Source organism: Thiothrix eikelboomii (genome assembly GCF_900167255.1).
GTDB lineage: Bacteria > Pseudomonadota > Gammaproteobacteria > Thiotrichales > Thiotrichaceae > Thiolinea > Thiolinea eikelboomii.
In genome coordinates, this window is the sequence record NZ_FUYB01000009.1 from 17,045 (window position 1) to 34,883 (window position 17,839).

Annotated in this window: 15 protein-coding genes and 1 tRNA gene; 11 read left to right on the top strand and 5 right to left on the bottom strand. The window is 45.9% G+C overall.

What is annotated here, in order from left to right; genetic code table 11:
- Nucleotide 1: 1 nt before the first annotated feature.
- The gene (locus B5D50_RS10470) at nt 2–610 is read left to right on the top strand and encodes an ATP-binding cassette domain-containing protein (RefSeq protein WP_078922564.1); all 609 of its coding nucleotides are present in this window, start codon (nt 2–4) and stop codon (nt 608–610) included.
- On the opposite strand, the gene B5D50_RS10475 is transcribed toward B5D50_RS10470, so the two are convergent.
- A complete protein-coding gene (locus B5D50_RS10475; protein ID WP_078922565.1) occupies nt 597–1,844 on the bottom strand; it encodes a TIGR03862 family flavoprotein in 1,248 nt (415 codons plus the stop codon). The two genes, B5D50_RS10470 and B5D50_RS10475, sit on opposite strands and share 14 nt — an antisense overlap.
- The gene (locus tag B5D50_RS10480) at nt 1,841–2,815 is read right to left on the bottom strand and encodes a hydrolase (RefSeq protein ID WP_078922566.1); all 975 of its coding nucleotides are present in this window, start codon (nt 2,813–2,815) and stop codon (nt 1,841–1,843) included. Before B5D50_RS10480 ends, B5D50_RS10475 begins: the two co-directional genes overlap by 4 nt.
- Before the next feature lie 77 nt (nt 2,816–2,892).
- On the opposite strand from B5D50_RS10480, the gene holA reads away from it, so the two are divergent.
- The 7 genes from holA to B5D50_RS10515 all read left to right on the top strand — a co-directional run bounded on the left by holA (nt 2,893) and on the right by B5D50_RS10515 (nt 11,277).
- Nucleotides 2,893–3,924 carry a DNA polymerase III subunit delta gene (gene holA, locus B5D50_RS10485; RefSeq protein ID WP_078922567.1) on the top strand — a complete coding sequence of 344 codons (1,032 nt, stop codon included), beginning with the start codon at nt 2,893–2,895 and terminating at the stop codon, nt 3,922–3,924.
- A gap of 133 nt (nt 3,925–4,057) precedes the next feature.
- On the top strand, nt 4,058–5,842 hold the full coding sequence (gene sulP / locus B5D50_RS10490) for a sulfate permease (protein ID WP_078922568.1): 1,785 nt from the start codon (nt 4,058–4,060) through the stop codon (nt 5,840–5,842).
- Nucleotides 5,843–5,991: 149 nt separating this feature from the next.
- Nucleotides 5,992–6,480 (top strand): asparaginase domain-containing protein, encoded by a 489-nt coding sequence (locus tag B5D50_RS10495; protein WP_078922569.1) that lies wholly within the window; start codon nt 5,992–5,994, stop codon nt 6,478–6,480.
- A 60-nt stretch (nt 6,481–6,540) separates the two neighbouring features.
- Nucleotides 6,541–7,182 carry a CDP-alcohol phosphatidyltransferase family protein gene (locus tag B5D50_RS10500; RefSeq protein ID WP_078922570.1) on the top strand — a complete coding sequence of 214 codons (642 nt, stop codon included), beginning with the start codon at nt 6,541–6,543 and terminating at the stop codon, nt 7,180–7,182.
- Nucleotides 7,183–8,115, top strand: coding sequence for a phosphatidate cytidylyltransferase (locus B5D50_RS10505; RefSeq protein ID WP_078922571.1), 933 nt, complete (start codon nt 7,183–7,185; stop codon nt 8,113–8,115).
- A 9-nt stretch (nt 8,116–8,124) separates the two neighbouring features.
- Nucleotides 8,125–8,754: a lysophospholipid acyltransferase family protein gene (locus B5D50_RS10510; RefSeq protein ID WP_078922572.1), complete on the top strand. Its 630-nt coding sequence runs from the start codon at nt 8,125–8,127 to the stop codon at nt 8,752–8,754.
- 75 nt (nt 8,755–8,829) lie between these two features.
- A complete protein-coding gene (locus B5D50_RS10515; RefSeq protein WP_078922573.1) occupies nt 8,830–11,277 on the top strand; it encodes a sugar-binding protein in 2,448 nt (815 codons plus the stop codon).
- Here the strand turns inward: B5D50_RS10515 and B5D50_RS10520 are convergent.
- From B5D50_RS10520 to B5D50_RS10530, 3 genes are all read right to left on the bottom strand, one after another.
- Nucleotides 11,260–12,303: an aldo/keto reductase gene (locus B5D50_RS10520; protein WP_200807081.1), complete on the bottom strand. Its 1,044-nt coding sequence runs from the start codon at nt 12,301–12,303 to the stop codon at nt 11,260–11,262. The two genes, B5D50_RS10515 and B5D50_RS10520, sit on opposite strands and share 18 nt — an antisense overlap.
- Before the next feature lie 34 nt (nt 12,304–12,337).
- Nucleotides 12,338–12,412 (bottom strand) — tRNA-Arg (locus B5D50_RS10525).
- Between the two features lie 22 nt (nt 12,413–12,434).
- On the bottom strand, nt 12,435–14,801 hold the full coding sequence (locus B5D50_RS10530) for a mechanosensitive ion channel family protein (RefSeq protein WP_078922575.1): 2,367 nt from the start codon (nt 14,799–14,801) through the stop codon (nt 12,435–12,437).
- Between the two features lie 473 nt (nt 14,802–15,274).
- On the opposite strand from B5D50_RS10530, the gene B5D50_RS10535 reads away from it, so the two are divergent.
- From B5D50_RS10535 to B5D50_RS10545, 3 genes are all read left to right on the top strand, one after another.
- Complete coding sequence (locus B5D50_RS10535; protein ID WP_143594331.1) at nt 15,275–16,471, top strand: DUF481 domain-containing protein; 1,197 nt, start codon at nt 15,275–15,277, stop codon at nt 16,469–16,471.
- 110 nt (nt 16,472–16,581) lie between these two features.
- Nucleotides 16,582–17,214 carry a paraquat-inducible protein A gene (locus tag B5D50_RS10540; RefSeq protein WP_078922577.1) on the top strand — a complete coding sequence of 211 codons (633 nt, stop codon included), beginning with the start codon at nt 16,582–16,584 and terminating at the stop codon, nt 17,212–17,214.
- The gene (locus B5D50_RS10545; protein ID WP_078922578.1) at nt 17,214–17,834 is read left to right on the top strand and encodes a paraquat-inducible protein A; all 621 of its coding nucleotides are present in this window, start codon (nt 17,214–17,216) and stop codon (nt 17,832–17,834) included. The genes B5D50_RS10540 and B5D50_RS10545 overlap by 1 nt, the downstream gene beginning before the upstream one ends.
- Nucleotides 17,835–17,839: the final 5 nt, after the last annotated feature.

The window sequence follows — 17,839 nt, forward strand, 5'->3', positions numbered from 1 at the left end:
GATGTTAGTGATCCAGAACTTAGTCTTGCGCCGTGGCTCTTGGCAGCGGCGCTATGATTTGCAAGCGGAGTCGGCGGCTATTATGACGATTCAAGGTCGCAGTGGGGCAGGGAAGTCTGCTTTGTTAGCGGCGATTGCAGGTTTTGAGCCGGTCGCTGCGGGCGATATTCAATGGCAAGGGCAATCGCTACTTAGCCTGCCGATTGAACAACGCCCAGTCAGCATGTTGTTTCAAGAGCATAATTTATTCGAGCATTTAAGCGTTGCACAAAACTTAAAACTCGGCCTGAAATTTGCCTCAGAGGCCACCCAGCAAACTGCGCTGCAGCAGGCTGCCGAGGCTTTAGAAATCACCGCCTATTTACGCAAAATGCCGCAGGAATTATCCGGTGGGCAGCGTCAGCGTGTGGCTTTATTACGGACTATTTTGCGCCCTGAGCCGATTATTTTACTCGATGAACCCTTCGCTGAGTTGGATGCCTATACCCGTGAAATTGCGGCTCAGTGGGTGCGAGCAACGGCTAAGGCAGCCCATAAAACAGTCTTGTTGGTGACACATCAAAATGAAGATGTGGAACGCTTAGCGGATCATAATGTTATATTTGAGTGATCCCAGCTGCTTGTAAATAGCGCAGGGCTCCTTCACCCGCTTGTTTGCCAGTTGCCAAGCAAGCCGTCAGAAGATAGCCGCCAGTGGGTGCTTCCCAATCCAACATTTCGCCCGCACAAAACACCCCCGGCAATTGTTTAAGCATTAAATCTTGAGTGAGGGCTTCAAAGCCAATCCCTCCGGCGGTACTAATTGCTTCATCCAAGGGTGTCATACCGATAACGGTGATCGGTAATTTTTTCAGGTGTTGCCCCCAATAAGCGGGGTTTGATGCTTGGCTTTTATCAAAATTTTCAAAGACTAAAGCGGTTTTGACTGCATCGAACTTGAATTGGTTTTTTAGAAACTTACCTAAACTTTTCTTAGCAGGACGTTTGGCGAGCAAAGCGGCTAATTGCGCTGGGCTTTGATGGGGGCAGAGATCTAAATAAAAGTGTGCAGAACCTTGCTGAGCTAAACTATCGCGTAGCTTGGCTGCAAAAGCATAGATTAAGCTGCCTTCTACACCACCTTCGGTCAGAATAAATTCACCTTGACGAGTCGTAGTGATGCCGTGGTGATCCGTGAAGCTCAAGCTGACTGCTTTCACGGGTGAACCCGCTAGCTGCTTAAGATACTCGCTCCAAGCACAGAGAAAACCATTATTTGCAGGACGTAAAGGGGCCATTGGGATTTCACGCGCTTGTAACCATTCAACCCAAGCCCCATCACTGCCGAGTTTTTTCCAGCTAGCCCCCCCTAAGGCTAAGACACTGACGGCATATTTTTTATGCAGCATCCCACTGGGGGTTTGCAAACACCATTCATTAGCCGCATTTAAACCTAAACAACGATGGCGAGGATAAATCGTTAAACCTTGGGTTTTTAAGCGACTTAGCCAAGCGCGTAATAGGGGTGCGGCTTTCATTTCCTTAGGAAAGACCCGCCCCGAGCTACCGACAAAAGTTTCAATCCCTAGGTTTGCACACCATGCACGTAAAGCGCTTGGATTGAAGGCCTCGAGATAAGCTTGTAGCTGGGTAGTGCGTTCGGCATAGCGGTGACTAAACTCAGAAAAAGGTTCGGCATGGGTGATATTTAAGCCACCAATCCCAGCGAGTAAAAATTTACGCCCGACAGAGGGCATCGCATCATAGAGATCGACCAGATAACCCGCTTGAGTCAGTTGCTCAGCGGCCATCAAACCTGCGGGGCCTCCACCGATCACAGTAGCCAATACGGGGCGGTTGTTCATCGGGTTGAATCCAAGATTTGTGCTTTGAGCCAAGCGGGTACACGCTCATCGAGCCAATAGCCAAGTTTCCACGGTACACGACCTGTCATAAAGCCAACATGCCCGCCATGTTTAGTGAGTTCTAAACTCACGCTAGGGCTAAGTTGCTCAGGACTAGGCACAATACTTGGGCGCATAAACGGGTCATCAAGGGCATGCAGAATTAAAGTTGGGGTTTGAATTTTCCCCAAAAACTGTGCACTACTCGAGCGTTGATAATAGTCAGTCGCATTCACAAAGTGATTAAAGGGTGCGGTGATTTGATCATCAAATTCGTAAATAGTTTGAATCGCGCTCAGGTCAACTGGGGTAGGCGCTGCGAGCTGTTTAAATTTTTTACGGTAGGAGGCTTTCAGTTGCTTGAGCAAGTATTGGCCATAAATGCGTGCAAATCCACGTTCTAGCTTTTTAGCACAAACGGCTAACTGAAAAGGTGCAGAAATTGCCACGGCCGCTTTTAAGGGAGAGGTGGCGGCGGTTTCACCTAAATATTTCAGTAAGAGATTTGCACTCAAAGAAATACCTACCGCCGCTGCGGGCAATTGGCCGCGTGCTTGTAGCTGGGCGAGGACTTCCGCAAGATCAGCGCTTGCCCCTGAATGATAGCTCTTAGCTAAACGATTCGGCTCACGCCCACGTCCGCGTAACAGCATGAAGACAACTGCAAAGCCTGCGGTGTGGAGTGCTTGCACTAAGGTCGCGGCATAGTGTGAGTTCAATGAACCTTCCAAACCATGCATCATCAACACTAAGGGCGCTTGTGGGCGTGGATACCATGCCAGATCAATAAAATCGCCATCGTTTAATTCAAGACGTTCCCATACCCAAGCTAATGACGGGCGCTTGCGTAGCAGAGTAGGCAAAATAGTTTGTAAATGGGGCGATTTTAGCCACCACGGTGCTTGATAACTGCTGTGAATTTGTTGGCCCATTATAGCTGGATCTGACTAAAAATAAGCGCTGCATGATACCATGTAGCTTGTTTAAATCCTCTATGAAGGTTATTCACATGCAGGTTCGCGCTGAACAAATCAAGGAGCAGCTAGGCTTAGGTCTAAAACCTGTGTATTTAATTAGTGGCGACGAACCACTACAAGTCATGGAAGTCGCCGATGCCGTGCGTGCAACAGCTAAGCAGCAAGGTTTTAGTGAGCGCGACCTTCTTAATGTCGATCCGCAGTTTGATTGGAGTCTGCTGTTGGCCGCCAGTGAGGCTTTATCTTTATTTTCCCAACAAAAACTCCTCGATATGCGCCTCCATTCTTGCAAGATTGGTGCAGCGGGCAGCAAAGCCCTGCAACAGTATTTAGCACATCCACCCACGGATAAGCTGCTCTTAATTCAAGCGGGGCGTTTAGATAAAGCCTGTCGAGCAGCGGCTTGGGTCAAGGCGATTGAGCAGCATGGGGTGTTAGTGCAAGTCTGGAATTTGTCGCCTCCGCAGGCTTTGGCTTGGCTGGCTAAACGGATGCGCGAAGCTGATTTAAAACCCACTGAGGCAGCCGTGCGGTATTTAGCGGAGCATGTGGAAGGTAATTTGCTGGCAGCCGTGCAGGAAATTAATAAACTAAAACTGCTCTATCCAAATGAAGTACTCAGTCTTGAGCAAATGGCCGCCGCTATTTCAGATAGTTCACGTTTTACTGTGTTTGATTTAGCGGATGCTATTTTGGCTCAGGACCTTAAGCGCTTACAGCATATTCTGCAGGTACTTAAAGATGAGGACACGGCTTTACCTTTATTAGTTTGGGCTTTGGGTGATTTACTGCGGCAGCTGTATGAAGCGGGTGAAAATCAACGCCATCAGCGCTCGAATCAAGCACTCATCATGCGCTTGCCAAAAAATCGTCAAGGGCCTTTTCAAGCAGCGGTTAAACGCATGGAGCGTGCTAATTGGCCGAGTTTATTTAAGCGTTTAGCCGTGCTTGATCAGCATAGCAAAGGTGTCGGTACTGATGTGTCACGTCACCCAGAGCGCTTATGGGATGACGTGTTTGATATGGCTTTGGCGCTGATGGGTAAGCGCTTGTTTGCAGTTTGATTCGTTATTATTTTAAGTGAGTGAAGGGTCTAGCCTAACCTAGCTCTTTAGGGGTAGATAAGTTCACTTTAAGTTTAAGCAAATAAGCGTAGACTAACGCAGCATTCTCAAATGCTCTGTGATATTAATAAAAATGCAACTCCTGACTCAATTTCTGTTTCCTTTCCTTCTCTGGTTGCCTCGGGTCAATCGTGAGACTTTAAAAGCCGATTTCATTGCAGGTCTAACCGGTGCGGTCATTGTACTGCCGCAAGGTGTGGCTTTTGCAACGATTGCAGGTTTGCCGCCAGAGTACGGTTTGTATACCGCGATGGTCACCCCGATCATTGCTGCGTTGTTTGGCTCTTCTTGGCATTTAATTTCGGGACCGACCACTGCGATTTCGATTGTAGTATTTTCTGCCATTAGTGGTCATGCAGAGCCGGGAAGTGCAAGTTTTATCCAATATACTCTCACCTTAACCTTTTTAGCGGGGGTCTATCAGTTAGCCTTTGCCTTAGCACGCTTAGGGGTTTTGGTGAATTTTGTTTCGCATACAGTGGTAATTGGTTTTACCGCAGGAGCGGCGATATTGATTGCTACCAGCCAAATGAATCAAGTATTTGGTGTTGAAATACCGCGTGGTGAATCGTTTTTATTAACTTGGATAGATATTTTTCATCAGCTACCACAGATGAATACTTATGTGTTTATCGTGGCGATCTTTACCTTAAGTGTTGCACTAGTATTTAAGCTTTGGGTGAAGCGCCTCCCCAATTTATTATTAGCTTTAGTCGCGGGTAGTGTGCTGGCCTATTTATTAGGCGGTGAAGCAGTCGGTATTAAATTAGTCGCTGAAATTCCTGCTCATTTACCACCTTTGTCAATGCCAGATTTTTCTTTAGCAACCATTAAAATGTTAGCACCTCAGGCATTTGCAGTGGCTTTATTAGGTTTGATTGAAGCCGTCTCGATTAGTCGAGCGATCGCTTCCAAATCACACCAACGGATTGACGGTAATCAAGAGTTTTTTGGTCAAGGTTTATCGAATATAGTTGGTAGCTTCTTCTCGAGTTATGCTGGCTCAGGTTCATTCACTCGCTCAGGCTTGAATTATACTTCAGGGGCGCAAACACCCTTATCAGCAATTTTTGCTGCTGTATTATTGGCAGTCATTATTTTATTAGTTGCTCCACTAACCGCTTATTTGCCGATTCCAGCGATGGCTGGGGTGATTATGTTGGTGGCTTGGAATCTAGTGGATTTTGGCCATATTAAGAAGATTTTTACAACCAGCCGTGCTGAAACCAGTATTTTACTCACAACCTTTTTTGCGACTTTATTTTTAGAGTTAGAGTTCGCAATTTACTTAGGTGTGTTACTTTCACTAATTTTATTTTTGGCACGTACTTCGATTCCTGATGTAGTCAGCTTAGTTCCTACCACCGAACCAGCTACGGGGAAAAGTATTTTGGTGAATAAATACGGCGATAATAGACTACCAGAATGCCCGCAATTAAAAGTGGTGCGTATTGATATGTCTGTGTATTTTGGTTCAGCCAATCATATCCAAAATCGCCTGCATTATATGACTAAGCAACAGGGTTATAAGCGAATTTTAGTGATTGGAGCAGGAATTAATTTTATTGACTTAACGGGTGCAGAAATGCTTGAACAAGAATCAGCCCGTTTGAAAGCGAGTGGGGGTGGTTTATATTTTGCAGGTCTTAAGCGTAAGGTGAGTACGTTTATTCATAAAGGTCATTTTGATGAGCATATTGGTAGTGCGTATTTCTTTGACTCGAAGCGTGAGGCGATTCAGCAGATCACCACGACGATTTTAGATCATACGATCTGTCAGCGCTGTGCTTTTCGGGTATTTCAAGAATGCCATCAACCGCCGTTAACCGAACCTGATGTCTCTAAGATGAAAGATTAAAACCTGCGGCCTGATGATAGAGAGCAGCAAACTGAGGCTTTGAGTCTTTCGCATCATTAAAGTCCTCAAGGGCTATACAATTTCTTTCGACAGTCTTTAGTCAGCAGGCTATGCTTGAGGCCTAATCATGATCAGTAAGAGGACTGACGATGCGTATTCAAGTGATTTTAACCGGCGGTACGATTGATAAACTCTATAACCCGTTCAAAGGTGAGTTAGGCTTTGCTCAAACCCATATTCCGGCAGCGTTTGAACAAGGTCGTTGTGGGGTGAGTCTGGAGGTTCAACAGCTATTTTTGAAAGATAGTCTGGAAATGACCGAAGAGGATCGGGCGCAAATCTTAGCCGCTTGTCAGCATAGTCCGCATTCACAAATTGTCATCACGCATGGTACGGATACGATGGCAGAGACGGCGCGTTATTTGATTGCGGCCTCTCCTAATAAAACAATTATCCTTACTGGAGCCATGATTCCACTCAGTGTGAATGGCTCAGATGGTTTATTCAATTTAGGTGCTGCCCTGATGGCGGCTCAATGTATGCCTGTTGGTGTCTATATCGCTATGAATGGGCGGGTGTTTAATGGTGCGCAAGTCACAAAAAATCGTGCTTTAGGTGTGTTTGAAGCTTTGCATTAACGCTTAGTTCAGTGCTTAATCGTTTAACTTTGTGTTAACTAGTCAAACTAACGAGGGCTTATGCAGCATAATAACCAGCGCCGCCCTTTAAAAGTCCGCAGTTTAGGCGCTTTCCAGCAGTTGGCACAGCAACTCAGTAAAACAACGATTACACCGAATCAAATTTCATTGTTGAGCCTCGTATTTGCAACAGCGGCAGCAGCTTGTTTCTGGCTGCTGGCAGCGGGTGGTTCGGTGTTTTGGTTTTGGGGTGTAGCCTTGTGCATCCAGCTACGTCTAGTCTGTAATTTATTGGATGGCATGGTAGCGATTGAGGGAGGTAAGACGACTCAATCGGGTGAGCTATTTAATGAGATTCCAGATCGTATCGCTGACCCGTTAATTTTAGTCAGTGCAGGCTATGCCACGCAATTGACTGGGGGCATGGAGTTAGGTTGGGTAGCCGGTTTGCTTGCCGTGTTTACCGCTTATCTGCGGAGCTTAGCGGTAAGTATCGGTGCCCCCGCCGATTTTCGAGGACCAATGGCAAAACAACAGCGAATGGCGTTGATCACGCTTGCTGCCGTGATTAGTGTGTTTGAAACTTGGTTTTGGCATGAGCATTGGCTGTTATTTTGTGCGTTAATTTTGATTGTTCTCGGTTCGATTTGGACTAGCATCAGGCGTACTCTAGCGGCTTATCGGTATTTGGAGGCGCGTTAAATGCTTAATCTTCCTAGTCATGCTGGCTATGCGATGGGTTGGGTCTTGAGTTTGCTGGGGCTAGCGTCGATAGTTAGCTATCTTTTGCAATATCGACACCCCGAGCGTGATTATACAGAACTAAAAAAACGTATTAGTTCGTGGTGGTGGATGATTGGCATACTCTTTATCTGCCTAGCCATCAGTACGACCACTGCCTTAATTTTGTTTGCTTTTATTAGCTTCTTAGCGTTAAAAGAATTTTTTTCAATAGTACCGCTGCGCTTGCATGATCGACGAGTGGTGTTTTTGGCCTATCTGGCGATTCCACTGCAATACTATTGGGTGGGGATTGGCTGGTATGGGATGTTTATTATTTTTATTCCAGTCTATGTGTTTCTGCTTCTGCCGATGCGGATGGTATTGATTGGAGAAACTAAAGGTTTTATTCAGTCAGCGGGTATCATTCATTGGGCGAGTATGCTCACCGTGTATTGTATTAGCCATGTGGCCTATTTGTTGATCTTACCTGTGAAAAATCCCCAAGCAGGAGGCGTGGGTTTGGTCATTTTCATTTTATTCATGACTGAGTTGAATGATATTAGCCAATATATTGCCGGTAAATTATTCGGTAAGCATAAGATTATCCCGAAAGTTAGCCCGAATAAAACTTGGGAGGGATTTATCGGTGGTTTGTTGACGATTAGTTTACTATCGACCTTGGTTGCACCTTGGCTAACGCCATTGAATGCTTGGCAAGGTCTGGGGGCAGGAGTGCTGATTAGCTGTGCAGGTTTTATTGGTGATGTGGTCATTTCTTCTGTGAAGCGTGATTTAGCGATCAAAGATAGTGGAACTTTAATTCCGGGGCATGGTGGGATTCTCGACCGCCTTGATAGCCTGATGTATACGGCTCCTTTGTTTTTTCACTATTGCTATTATCTTGCCTATTGAGTCGCTGCCATGATTAAGATCTTGTTTTTTGCACTCTTGATTAAGCCGATTGTTTTTATTGTCTTAGGTTTGAACTTGCAAGGTTATAAGCAGTTGCCGCTCAAAGGACCTGCTGTAGTGGCGGCGAATCATAATAGTCATTTAGATGTTTTGGTCTTAATGAGTCTCTATCCATTGCGCCGTTTGAAATATGTACGCCCTGTAGCAGCGGCAGATTATTTTTTTCAAAATAAGCTTTGGGCTTGGATTGCCACCCAATGCATTGACATTATCCCGATTCAACGTTCAGGGCAGTCAGTAGACACGGTATTGGCAGCTTGCCACCAAGTATTAGAGTCAGGGCAGATTTTAATTCTATTCCCTGAAGGTAGCCGTGGGCAGCCCGAGCAGTTGGGGCAGATTAAAAAAGGCTTGTTTTATTTGATGCAGCGTCATCCGCATGTACCGATCACACCCGTATTTATGCGTGGATTAGGTAAGGCTTTGCCAAGGGGCGAGGCTTTATTCGTACCGTTTAATTGTGATGTCATCATTGGCGAGCCGCTGGCTTTATCTAGTGATGCAAATGCATTTATTACCTTGATTCGTCATACCTTTCAAACCTTAAGCCAGCGTTGTTTAGGTCAAGGGGTTGCTTAAAGGGGCTAAGTGGAGTTTGCAAAAGCTCGATTCTTCGCTAAGCTTGGTCTAACTCACCTCAATTATGTAAACTTAATGAAAACAATAGGACAGTGGGTGTTGCTGTTAGTCGTGCTGGTTACGCTAACCGTCACCTTGGTTGTGTTTTACTACTCGCAGTTTAAGCCAACAGTAAGTACCCAATTAACGCCCGAAGTTTCCCCTATTCCCGCGCCTCCAACCCAAATTAAGATGGGTCGACGCCAAGCACCTGCCCCCTTAACGGCTGAAATTCCGTTGATTCCACCCGCACAAGTGCGCCCACTGATTGGCGTGAATGTGAATGAATTGCATTATGAAGATGCGAGCTTTCCGTTTGTGGATTTGTTTCGCCAATCGGCACCCTTCAAAGATAATGTCTTAGAAATGCCAGCTGCCGAACAAGTTGAGTACGATGCCCAAGGCTGGCCCTTGCGTTTGCATGGAGCAAAAATTGCCACTAAATTTATTGGTAAAATGCCAGCTGGGGCTTTAGTCGAAGGGGATTATGTGGTGCTGTATGATGGTACTGGTATCCTCAGTTATGGGCATGGGGTTGAGACGGTGAGCCAGTCGCCGAATCGAGATCTGATTCGCTTGCATCAAGGCGAGGATGGTGAAATCAATGCCAGCTTAGTGATTGAAAGCATGGATGAGGCTGATCCTATTAAGCATATTCGTATTTTACCACCCGGGGGTATTTGCCAAGATAATCCCTATCAGCGTGTATTTGCACAAACCGACTGTGCTTCCGGGGCTGCCTATCTCCCCTTTGAGCAATATTATCCTAGTATTCGTTTTACACCGGAATATCTGAATTACCTGAAAGATTTCAGCACGATTCGTTTTATGGCGATGTCGGGCATTACTCGTAACCCCGAAAGCCATTGGTCGGAGCGGCCAAATCTGCAAGAAGCGACTTGGGGCGGCGGTTATGGTGCACGAGGAGCACCTTTAGAGATTCAAGTCGATTTAGCGAATCGGATGCAAGCCGATGCTTGGTTTAATTTACCGCATGCCGCTGATGATGATTATATTCGGCAGTTTGCGACTTATGTACGTGATCACTTAGCACCCACTGCACGGATTTATGTTGAATACACCAATGAGGTTTGGAATACCTCGTTTTCGCATAGTGAGTATACCCAGAAAAAAGGCATTGAAGCGGGCTTTAGTATTAACTCGGTAGAGGCGGGTTATCAGTATTATATTCAACGAGCCGGCGAGGTTTTTGCGATTTGGGAACAAGTGTTTGGTGGGCGCGAGCGCTTCACTCGAGTGCTTGGCTCATGGGATACGCGCCCGGATATTTCTAAAAAGTTTTTAGGGGACTATGGGGGCGCACAGATTGCCGATGCAATGGCGATTGCCCCGTATTTTGGTGGCAATACTAAAGGTTATCGAGAGTCGACCACGGTTGATCAAATTTTCGAGTTAACCACCGCTAAAGATTCATTTCGCTCTTTGCCGCAAGTCTTGGAACATGTGCGTGAGCAGGCCGAGATTGCGCATCATTATGGTTTAAAGCTGATTGCGTATGAGGGTGGGCAAGGTTTGGTTGATTGGGTGACCCGCGAGCCGACACAACATCCCAATCCATTATTTTTTGCAGCGAATCGTGACCCACGGATGGGTGAACTCTATACACAGATGCTAACGGGTTGGAAAGAAGCAGGCGGGGAGTTATTTATGGCTTTTTCCTCACCGCGTACTTGCCAATGGTTCGGTTGTTGGGGCTTAAAAGAACATATCCGTCAACCACCGGATAGTGCGTATAAATACCAAGCTGTGCTGAGTTTTATCGAAGCACATCGGGATTGGCTGGCGACTGATACTGGGAAGCAAGCTGTCCCAGTGCAGCAAGCTGCTGCGAGGGTAGCCGATCTATCTGCTGAAAAAAAGCCGCATAAACCCGGTGATCCATTGATTGTTTTTCGCCCGGCTAAAGATCCAGAACGCTATTTTTTCCTCGAAAATCCGCGCACTTTAGATACTTTAATCGCAGGTCAAGAATGGGCGAAACGCGATTTATTTGGCAAATGGGAGGGGAAATGGGATGAAAATTATCTGTACTTAGCGGTGCGTGTGTATGACGAGTCGATCAAAGCAGATTCCGACAATCCTGAAGACGATGATTCGGTCGAGTTTTATATTGATGCGGATAATAGTCGTCAAGCCAGTTATGATGGGGTGAATGACTATCGGATGATCTTTGCTTGGGGGCGTAAGCAAGTGATACTCGATCCGAAGTCACCCCAGACGATTTCACCTGATTTAAGCTATGAATTTAAAACAACGGCGGATGGTTATGTGCTGGAAGCAAAAATCCCGTGGAGCATGCTGGGCGTGAGGATCGGTGTGAAAAGTCGGGTGGGTATCGAAGTGCAAGTCAATGATGATGATGATGGTGGCAGCCGCGAGCAGAAAATCTCATGGCTTGCCCGCGAAGATAAGGCCATGAATGATCCACGCTTATTGGGTGTGGTGTTAATCAGTGGGCGCTAAGCGATCACGCTCAGCATCCATACTCGCCATCAGGGCGGCAGTGTAGCGCTGACCTTGGATAGTGCTTTCATTAATCAATTCATTGAGAGCAGTGACCGTGGCAGGTGGCAGTTGTAGATCAGCTGCTCCGGCATTTTCTAATAAATAATCGAGATGTTTTGTACCCGGAATCGGGATTAAAGTCGGTTCGCCCTCGGCATTTTTTTGTGCTAATAACCAAGCTAAGGCCAGCTGTGCTAGGGTGCAGCCTTGTTGTTTAGCAAGCTCTGCAAAGGGTTGCAGTAATTGGCTATTGGCCGCAAAAGCTTCAGGTTCAAAGCGGGGGCGGGCATTGGTGCAGCGTACATCGTCTTTAGTTAAATGAGTCACATCTTGGGCTTTCCCCGTGAAGAACCCCCGGCCTAGTGGTGAGAAGGGGATAAAGCTGACGCCTAATTCAGCACAGGCGGCTAATAAACTGGTTTCAGGCGTGCGTGACCATAAGGAGTACTCGGATTGTACCGCAGTCACCGGATGCTCTGCTTGTGCACGGCGTAAGCTAGCGGTGGAGATTTCAGATAAACCAAGGCTGCGAATTTTACCCGCATGAATCAGATCGGCTAGCCCACCGACGCTTTCTTCTACAGGAACCTTCGGGTCTAAACGATGTAGATAGTAAAGATCAATCACCTCAGTTTGTAAGCGCTTAAGACTGTCTTCGCATTGTTTTTTAAGGACTTCGGGGCGGCCATTCACCACCGGTTTGCCGGTTTCATCTTTACTTAAACCGCATTTACTGGCGAGTACAAATTCATGTCGCCGCTGCTTTAGGGTTGCTCCAATCAAGCTTTCATTATGCCCACCGCCATACATCGAGGCAGTATCGAGAAAACTATAACCTGCATCTAAGGCCGCTTGTAGCACACGGGCTGACTCTGCATCGTCCGCAGGGCCATAGCCCATAGAAAAGCTCATACAACCTAAGCCGAGAGCTGAAACTTGAAAAGGACCAAGGGTTCGAGTATGCATATCAGGAAACTGACTCACCTAGTAAATACTTGGATAGGAGGCTAAGTGAAAATGGCGGCCCCAACAGGAATCGAACCTGTAGCTATCCCTTAGGAGGGGATCGTTTTATCCATTGAACTATGAGGCCGCGTTCATAAAGCCGCTCTATTCTAACTTAAATCCTCAGTCTTAGTAGTAGGCTTTTGCACGGTTTTCAAGGGGGCAGAGTCTGAGGCAATATGAATTGTGCGTTGAGGATAGGGCATGTCGATTTTAGCGATACGGAAGGCCTTCTCGATAGCAATATTTAACTCACTGGTCACCATCATTTGTTTTTCCACATCTTTAATCAAACAGCGCAACTCAAAGTTCAAAGAGCTTTCAGCAAAACCTCGGAAAAATACTTGGACTTTTAATTCGCCATACTCCCGCAAGACCGCAGGATTGGCTTCACCGACACTGCGTAATAAAAATAAGACTTGCTCTGGATCTGAGCCATAAGCAACTCCAACGGGGATAATCACTCGACCATATTGGTTACTGAGCATCATATTAGTGACTTGGTTGGCAATTAATTCTGAGTTAGGCACAATAATGTCAGAGCGATCAAAGGTTTGAATCACGGTGGAGCGAATATTAATGTCTTTGACATAGCCTTCTGTGACACCAACCCGAATCCAGTCACCTTTGCGAATAGGACGCTCAAATAGCAATATCAGGCCAGAGACAAAGTTGTTAACAATATTTTGGAGGCCAAAACCAATCCCAACGGAGAGTGCACCTGCAATAATCGCCAAATTAGTAAACTCAATGCCAGCAATGGATAGACCTATTAAAATAGCGAGAATAATACCTAGATAGCCAGCAATCGTCACGGTTGTCTCTTTTGCACCTCGCGTCATATTGGTGCGATTGAGCCAGTGATTGCTGAGGCTATTTTTAATCAAATGGGTCAGGCTAATTAAAATGGCTAACGACAACAGACCTATCAAAATCCGCATCGGCTCTAGGGTGAAACTACCAATTTGGATGCCATCCATCACTTTGGTGAGCATCACTTGCATGGATTGCTCGGACATACCCCAAAGTCGCAGTAGGGCTAAACTCATTAAGGCAAAAATAGCCATAGCATGCGCTAAGCGTAGCCAAATCAATCCCGGTACACGTTGGCCATTTTCAATGCCTAGGCGTTTGCGTAAGCGTTGTTGCCATTGAGCTAAACCTTCATCGAGGCCATCGAACATTTCGGTGGGAATTCTTAATAGCAACCAAGCGACTAAGGTAATAAATAAAGTTCCGAAGGTGCCATTAAACAGAAAAACAAAGAAATTCCGATAGCCTAACCATAAAGCCACAATGGCACTCACTAAGGCGACTGCCCCTAGGATATAGAGTCGATACTGTTGCAACCAAGGCACAGATCGCCGTAATAACCACAATAAACGAATGAGGGCTAGGCTAGCAAAAGTACCTAGTACCACCCGAATTAAGCCCACTAAGCTACTTGGTGGGTCTGTATCAAACAAGGTGGAGTGAAAGAGTAAACCCAATAAAATCGTTAGTAGAAAGATACGCGCCCAGTAATACAGCTTTTTGCTGGTTGCAGGGATGACCGGTGTGAAGTCCTTGCTTTTGGTGGCAGGTCTTAGCATCGCGCTGATGATCACGTAACTGATCATAAATAAAAACAGAGTGGAAGCCAGCTCGTTAATCGCCGTTACGCCCGGATGATTATAATGTAAGGCTAAACTCGTTAAGCCAAAGCCCAAAATCCACGGCATAAAGTTGATAATACTGCGCCAGACCGAGGCTAAGGTCGGGCTGGTTTTGACCAGTTCGGTAATCTCTTGTTGGGAGTGGGTATGTTGTTTATAAAAGCTCCAGACTAAGCCCACTAATAAGCCTGCAAGGCCATACATTAAAGCGATGCTAAGGTTGCGATAATTAATCGGCAAAGCCACTAGGGTCGAGATAATTTGCTGGATTTCCGTCGCCCATAAACTCGGTTCTTGGAGTGTTTGCAGGATAAAGCTTACGGCAGAGGGACTTCTAGCAAACAAGCGCTCTTTGACAATCGCCTGTTTGTTTGCACTCACTTGCTCTTGAATTTGCGTTGCCTTTAAGGCTAATAAACGGCATTGAGCGAGTTGAGTTTCTACTTCTTTCTTTTGCTGATCTAAGTCTTTGCGCTTGGTTTGGAGTTCTTTATCTTCTTGGGTGGTGGCAGTGCCTGCTGCTGTACCAATACTGTCTAAGCCTTGTTTGACTTTAGCTTGCTCAGCTTCTTGTTGGCTGATACAGGTTGCTGCAAATTGACCCGCCGCTAAGGCTTCTAAAGCAATAGGATCAAGTAGCTCAGTCGTAGAGGTTTTAATGGCGAGGCGCTTCTCCGCCGCCTCTAGCGTCTTGGTATGATCTTCAAGGTTAAGTGCTGGCTCTGTGCTAGCAGGGGTGGATTCTTCTGCACTCCACAGGCTTAAGGGCAGAGAACACAGCACAATAAAAAGGCAGGTGGGTATGAGTTTTAGTTTATTCATGGGTGGAATCGTTTAACGCAGGCTCAGTTTCTGGTTGAATTTTCGGTTCTAGCTCAGCGCTGATTATCATATCGGCTTGCAGCAGATCTGCAAGGTGCAAGCTTGCTTGGCCTCCTAGTACAATCGGGGCATAAGTTAGCAGGATACCGTGGGTGATACTTATACCATTACGATTAATAAGGGTAATCTCAAGCCATTTTAGACTATCATCTATACTTATTAGGGTTTGAATGAAGCGCTCTTGTACGCGCTACGGGTTTAACTCTTCCTACCCTCTAGGGTAAGGCGGCTATTTTCTCTTTTTAAGGGTCATTAATGGCAAGCCACCTTGCAAACTTTGGCAATTTTTCACAAAGGACTGCTAAGCTTAGTATATTTACATGCGGTACACTTTGTTGTTTTAATGCTACAGTCATCTTACAAATCATAAGATCTAATTAGCATTGATTATTTTATTATCAGGAGATTGAAGAATGAAAAAGACAATATTAGCTTCAACAATAGGTCTTTTCCTCGGTATGGGCGCGGCACAGGCTGAAGTGACTTTATATGATTACAAAGAAGGGACTAGCGCTTATGAGGACGCTTATGTTGCGGGTAGTTTAGATTTCCACAAAAATCGTGGTGATGCTCAAAATGCCTATTCTTTAAATTTAGATGCCAGTTATGACCGGACCATCAGTACACCAGACCGTGATATTAGTTACGGTGCTGGTTTATTAGGCACGGTGAGTCGTGGTGGTGCTAAAGGTGATAAAAGTAAAGATGCTTACACCTTTGATGCGGGTATCACCGTCGATAACTATTTTGTACCCGGTAGCAATGGCGGTTTTTGGTACGGTTCTGCCTATGCCCAAAAAATCGGCTCGCCTGAAGATTTCTTTGAAGATGATACCTTCACGAAAGCAACCATCGGTGTTGGTTATGGGCGTGTGACTAATGTTACTCCAATGGCAAAAGCCATGCGTGTGATTGATGAGTTAGTACGTCGCAATGTGCTGCGTGCCAAACCGAGTGTCGGTGTGTATCAAGATGTCGCACGGATTATTGCTAAGCAAGATGAGTATCAATCTCGCTACGGCTATAAAGACTATGAAATCAAATGGATTTCTGACATCGAAGCTGTGATTCAAAGAAGTGGTGTAGCCAATAATTTCGGAGCAGTAGGCACGCTGAAAGCACGTGATGTATTGATTGATGAAAATATCTCTACTCGCCGTATTGGTTGGAAAGTTCGGGCGGGCTTGAGCTATATCGGTACTAACTTTGATGGTTTGACCAATAAGCCCGGTCTGGAGCTAGGCGGTGAATACCATGTGCCTTTGAGCAACCAAACGCAGTTCTCTGATGAGGCAGTCTTCAATGCGATCTTAAACGATGGTGACAATGGTTATAACTTTAATAATAACCTGTCTGTGACCCATGAAATTGATGATCGGATTGATTGGGAAAATGTATGGAACTTGAATTATGCGAAAAACAGTAACAATGGTGATGATGTAACCACTAACAAGTTAAGCTCGACTTTTGCTTATGAAATCGCCAACTCCTTAGACTTCACGACCACAGCCAGTCTGACTAATGTCAGTGGTAGTAGCTCAATTGACAGCGCTTCTGCTGATGGTACTGACCGTGCTTTGACAATGGGTGTGCGTTATCGCTTACGTTAATCGCTATTTTTTGCGATAAATTTCAAGGAGAGTCATGGACTCTCCTTTTTTTTCTCTGTAAATATGCTAACTTGAGTTTAGCCTAGTGAGGCTTCTAGGGCTTTAGTCGCATGCCAATAACCTATAAATTTGCTTGCATCCATTGCGGACAATTACATGATTACCAACCCCTAGCCAAGGGTGAGACAGCTTATTGCTCACGTTGTTTCTCGGTGCTGTATCGGCAACGTCAGCAGCTGATTGATACGTCCTTAGCTTTGATTATGACCGGCTTGATTTTGTTTGTTATCACCAATGCTTTCCCTTTGATTGGTTTGCGTGCGCAAGGTATTACTCAAGAACTCAGTATTTGGAAAGCGACCTCTGCCTTTTGGGCACAAGATTATTATTGGTTATCAGCACTCTTGGCTTTGAATCTGATCGTTTTACCCTTATTTGAATTATTGGGATTATTCTGGGTACTCTTAACGATTCGTTTAGCATGGCAGCCGCATGGGGCTATTCAAATTTTCCGTTGGCTGAGTGAGCTGAAACCTTGGGGCATGTTGGAGGTATTTATGCTCGGTTTACTCGTGGCAGTGGTTAAATTAGGGGATATTGCCGTACTGGTCGTCGGCCCCGCTTTTTGGTCGTTTATCTTTTTAGTACTCACGATGGCCGCCACGACAGCTTATCTAGACCGCTTTACGCTTTGGCAACTGCTTAAGCCTTGCCGTGCAAACACCGCTGGCTCAGGATCTTGATGAATAGTGCAGCCAAACTCGTTCATTGTAATATTTGTGCTTGTGTCGCGGAGCAGCCCGCAGTGCTGAATAAATATGAGGTGTTGCACTGCCCACGTTGTGGCCATCATCTCTCCCTACGGCGGCCTAATTTACAAATGACTTGGGCTTTATTGCTAGCGGCGGCTGTTTTGTATCTGCCCGCTAATTTAATGCCAGTGATGAGCGTCTATTTATTAGGTAAAGGGCAACCAGACACGATTGTAGGGGGCGTGATCCATTTACTACAAGCCGGACAGTGGCCGTTAGCACTGTTGATTTTTGTCGCTAGTCTGGTCGTGCCGTTGTTGAAATTAATTACCCTCTCTTATTTACTCATCTCTATTCAGCGTGGGGACTCACAGCGTCCGCATGAGCGGATGCGCTTGTTTTACTTGACCGAGTACATTGGGCGCTGGTCGATGGTGGATGTATTTGTAGTCGCGATCCTCTCAGGGCTGGTACAATTTGGCAATTTAGCGCATATCGAAGCCAATGCAGGTACCTTCTGCTTTGCAGCGGTCGTCGTGTTAACCATGTTAGCAGCGGCAAGCTTGGATGAGCGTTTAATTTGGGCAGCCGTTGATAAAAATAACGCATGATTATT